Here is a 4,492-nt window from a genome sequence, read left to right as displayed (position 1 = left end):
ATCAAATAGGTCGGCGTAAAGTCCGACGTTTAATGCGCTTGATGGGAATACATGCCTTGTATCCAAAACCCAATACCAGTAAGCCTAATCTTGCACACCCTATTTTCCCATATCTGTTGAAAAACATGGTCATCGATCACTCTAATCAAGTCTGGTGTACAGATATCACATACATTCCTATGGCTAAAGGCTTTGTCTATCTGTGTGCAGTTATAGATTGGCATAGTCGTAAAGTACTGGCTCATCGTATATCGATCAGTATGGAAACAGACTTTTGCATAGATGCGTTGCAAGAAGCAATTGTGAAATATGGTTGTCCTGAGGTGTTCAATATAGTCAAATCATTATAAACCAATACAAATCAGTCGATGAATTATTTCGAGTTTTTTTTAGAATCCTGTACGGATAATAAAGTAGTTTGACTATACAGACCAAGGCAGTCAATTCACAAGCGAGGCATTTTTGAATGAGTTAAAATTGCGAAATATCCGTATCAGTATGGATGGGAAAGGACGGTGGAGAGATAATGTGATGATTGAGCGGTTATGGCGCAGCGTGAAGCATGAGGAAGTCTATTTGAAGGCTTACGATACGGTTAAACAAGCGAAACAATCAATTGCTGAATATTTGGATTTTTATAACACGATACGTCCTCATTCAAGTTTGAATAAGGCAACACCAAATGAATTTTATGATCAACATTTACTAAAAGTAATGGCAGCATGATTTAAATATTTAGAGCGGATTTATCACTTATAAAACTGAATTGAGTGGTCTAATTAACGGAACCACATTACATTAACAAAGCGGTGTATCTGGCATTAGGTGTCAATACAGATGGACACAAAGACCTATTAGGTATGTGGATGTCAGAAAACGAAGGTTCTAAATTTTGGCTCTCAGTCCTTACAGAACTGAAAAATCGTGGGTTAAAGGATATTCTGATTGCCTGCGTAGATGGACTGAAAGGGTTTCCTGATGCAATCAATACAATTTACCCTGATACGCATATTCAATTGTGTATCATCCACATGGTACGCACCAATCTTAAATATGTGAGTTGGAAAGACTACAAAGCTGTCACAGCCGATTTAAAAAAGATATATAGTCAAACTACTTTATTATCCATACAGGATTCGAAAAAAACTCGAAATAATTCATCGACTGATTTGTATTGGTTTTATAATGATTTGACTATATCAAGCTGTTACAGAAGACGCAGCCTTACAGGCTTTAGATGAATTTGGACAAAAATGGGACGAGAAGTATCCTCAAATCAGCAAGTCATGGCTTGCCAACTGGTCGAATCTAAACACGTTTTTCGCTTACTCTATGGATATTCGCAAAGCGATTTACACGACCAATGCGATTGAATCATTGAACAGCGTTATCCGCCATGCAACCAAGAAAAGAAAAATCTTCCCAACTGATGATTCCGTGAAAAAGGTGGTATATTTAGCAATTATGGCAGCAAGCAAAAAATGGACGATGCCTATTCAGAATTGGAAAGCTGCCATGAATCGCTTTAGTATCATGTTTGAAGAGCGTGTAACCAAGTATTTTTAAAACTGTATTTACACAGAATTATTTACACCCTCTAATTTACAGGCTCTTTTCTTTCTAAGAATTCCTAAAATAACATAATTGGAGAGAGTCAACTTGGTGTGCAGTTTTTTGTACCCTCACCAGTTTTATTTGCATTTTAAAGAAATAGAGTATTAGTTTGTATCTTAATCGACTTAAACTGACTTCGTCAAAATCATTTTTATTTTCTAAACCTCTTAATTTTAAGGAAAAAGAGTATACAGTTACTTTATCAGCACAATATACTCCATTAATTCTTATTACCAATTAATATTTACTCGGCGATTTGGTGCTAGACATTCCACGGTTGAAGCAGATTTGGTTTGACCTTCACACTCTTTATAAATTCGGGTTGCTCCATTGGCATCGACTTTAATGTAATTCGGATCAATCCCCAGTTGAGCTAGCAAATAAGCCACGGTATTCGCACGCTGTGCAGATAAAACTTGGTTATAGTTAAAGTTACCCAATTTATCAGCATAACCCGTCACAGTAACCCGCTGGCTGCCGGACTGCTTAATGGCCTCTGCAATTTCTTCCACGCGGCTAAAGTCACGGTTAATCGCAGACTCATCATAACGGTCAAAGGCGAATAGTACGCTAGCTTGTGCAACTTGGGCATTCAGTCCTCCAACAACCAATGCATTTTTATCTACAGGTTGATTGTTGGCACCATATTGCGCCAAGCCCTGACAGGCTTCACCCTTCCAATAATATGCCTTGGCCAAGTAGTCTTTATCAAAATCGATACGTAACTGGCAGCGTTTGTATTGCTGGGTTTCAGGCACACGGATATCCAATACATAGTTCCATTCACGAACCCCAAACACGCCTTCGCTAAAATGTGGATGGCCCAAAATATAACGAATTTGGTCTTTGGTTAAGCCATTTTCCAGACGCAGTACCTGATCATATTCATAACGGTGAACTTGATCTAGGTAACTTTTTTTCACTTCTGGAAAAGAAACGGACTCATCAGCCATCTGTAAATTAATCTGCTCTTTTGCATGTGTTAGACCACTCAACACACCAGTTAAAAATACACAGCTTACAATTGTTTTTAATAAAGTTTTCATTGTCATCTCAATTCTTGATTAAATTTAAAAAACAAGTGGGAAAGAGCCACCATGCTCTTTCCCCACCATGCATTAATCAATTACACCACTGATACCAACACGTACACTTGGATCACCTGATGAACCGGCAGCAACACCACCAGTCAATGACCAGCGACCGTTATCCGCAGTTTTACGTAAAGTCACACCAACTGCGTTTTCACCGCCATGATAGGCAGCACCTGCCGCATAAGTGTATTTACCTGGAATGTACGGTGCATTTTCTAGTGCCATTGCCGCAGCAATACCTGCATTGGCTTTTTTCTCAACATCATCAATACGTTGATTGGTTGAGTAGAATGCTTGTTGTAACTGATCACCCAAATTGGTAATACGGTTACCTAATGCCTGATCCGCCTGATTGAGCGCACCTAATGCATCACCGACATTATTATAAGAACCACCATTGACTTGATAATTTGGCGCATCAAAACTTTGTGTGATGTTGTTATAGCCAGCACCACCGCCTAGATATTGAGATAACTGCCCCATATTTACAGCGTCGCTGTTTTGAACGCCATTGCTGACATTACTCACTGCTTTACTGCCTGCATCAATACCAGAAACGGTCACAGATGGACCATTTTTAATGCTCAAGCCACTGGTATCAACAGTGGTATTGCCAGCAACCACCTTATCAGTCGTTACAGTGCCTGCATTAATATCCTTCGCTGTAACACTGTTCAGCGTAATATCATCAGCTGTTGACACCGTATAGTTAGTACTACCATCTGTGTTTAGATTGCTCACAACTTTAATATTGCTGCCTTCAGTCACAGTCGATTTAGATTGAACGGCAGTTTTGTTTACTGCTGCAATAGCATCGTTAATATTGCTTTGACCCGTACCACCAATATTACTGAGATTTCCATTGGTATCATAAGCACTAGCACCCATCATGTCGTGAATTTGACCACCATTTACAGCATCTTGAGAACCCGCAGTAATTTTTCCGTCAGCAACATTGGTCACTTTTTGTTTGCCCGCATCGATACCATTTTTAGTTACGCTTGGGCCACCCGCAATGGTTAAACCATTATTATCAATTTTAGTGTCTCCGGTCGTTACACTGCCAGTTGCACCCAAATCAATATCTTTGTTTAAATCGACAATAATGTTATTGCCCTGATTTGAAACTATGACATTGCCATCTTTATTACTGAAATCGACAGTATCGTTTGGCTTCACATTGTTTGCTGTACCGCCATTGGTACTGACATTCCAGCCTTTATTGGCATTATTGGCCACTTGATTGACTGATTTGATTGCATCATCAATAGTACTTTCACCTGTACCACCAATATTCGACATGCTGAGCAGGCCACCATTATTGGCTGCTTTACCGCCTAAAATAGATGCGACATTACTTTGCGCCCGGTTCAGCTGCTCTTCAGTCGCTGCGCGGCCTTGAGATGCAAAATCACCACTTCCAAGTGTCTTATTACTCAAACCAGTCAATGTACCTTTCATTGAATCTAGCACCAGTGTGTTAGCGCCTTTTACAGTCAATTTACCTGCTTCAAGACTACTGCTGCTCAAGGTATTTCCAGTTGCATTCATTTCAGCTACAAATAAACCCGTATTACTTAATGATGCAGATTTTTCCCCATCTTTGTCTTGTGTAACTATGCCTGTTGCACTCAGAATAGATGTATTACCTAATATATCTGTCGATGTCACACTGTCAAATATCACATCTTTCTTCGTTGCTACAGTGACCTTATTCCCTGCCTGTTCAACCGCAATGTTGTCACCAGCGATAAACGTTACTGTTTCATCTGGCGTGATCTGTT

At 39.6% G+C, this 4,492-nt stretch carries 2 protein-coding genes and 2 pseudogenes; 2 read left to right on the top strand and 2 right to left on the bottom strand.

The features are described from left to right. Both F967_RS13385 and F967_RS13380 read left to right on the top strand, forming a co-directional pair. A pseudogene (locus tag F967_RS13385) lies at window positions 1-726 on the top strand (DDE-type integrase/transposase/recombinase); the annotation flags it as partial. Between the two features lie 71 nt (window positions 727-797). Continuing rightward, a pseudogene (locus tag F967_RS13380) lies at window positions 798-1,566 on the top strand (transposase); the annotation flags it as partial. Between the two features lie 278 nt (window positions 1,567-1,844). Here the strand turns inward: F967_RS13380 and tpgA are convergent. Together tpgA and F967_RS13375 are read right to left on the bottom strand one after the other, a co-directional pair. Next, the gene (gene tpgA, locus F967_RS00010; RefSeq protein ID WP_004797322.1) at window positions 1,845-2,660 is read right to left on the bottom strand and encodes a trimeric autotransporter adhesin/peptidogylcan-associated protein TpgA; all 816 of its coding nucleotides are present in this window, start codon (window positions 2,658-2,660) and stop codon (window positions 1,845-1,847) included. Window positions 2,661-2,732: 72 nt separating this feature from the next. Then, window positions 2,733-4,259, bottom strand: coding sequence for a YadA-like family protein (locus F967_RS13375; protein WP_155756384.1), 1,527 nt, complete (start codon window positions 4,257-4,259; stop codon window positions 2,733-2,735). Window positions 4,260-4,492 lie beyond the last annotated feature (233 nt).

It is taken from the genome of Acinetobacter sp. CIP 102637, assembly GCF_000368425.1.
Classification (GTDB): Bacteria; Pseudomonadota; Gammaproteobacteria; order Pseudomonadales; family Moraxellaceae; genus Acinetobacter; species Acinetobacter parvus.
Note: the sequence above shows the minus strand (reverse complement) of the source record. Positions and strands in the feature narration are given on the sequence as shown.

Coding starts and splice junctions, on each gene's coding strand:
- F967_RS13375 (WP_155756384.1), bottom strand. CDS start 4,259: ATGAATGCAACTGGAAATACCTTGAGCAGCAGTAGTCTTGAAGCAGGT.
- tpgA (WP_004797322.1), bottom strand. CDS start 2,660: ATGAAAACTTTATTAAAAACAATTGTAAGCTGTGTATTTTTAACTGGT.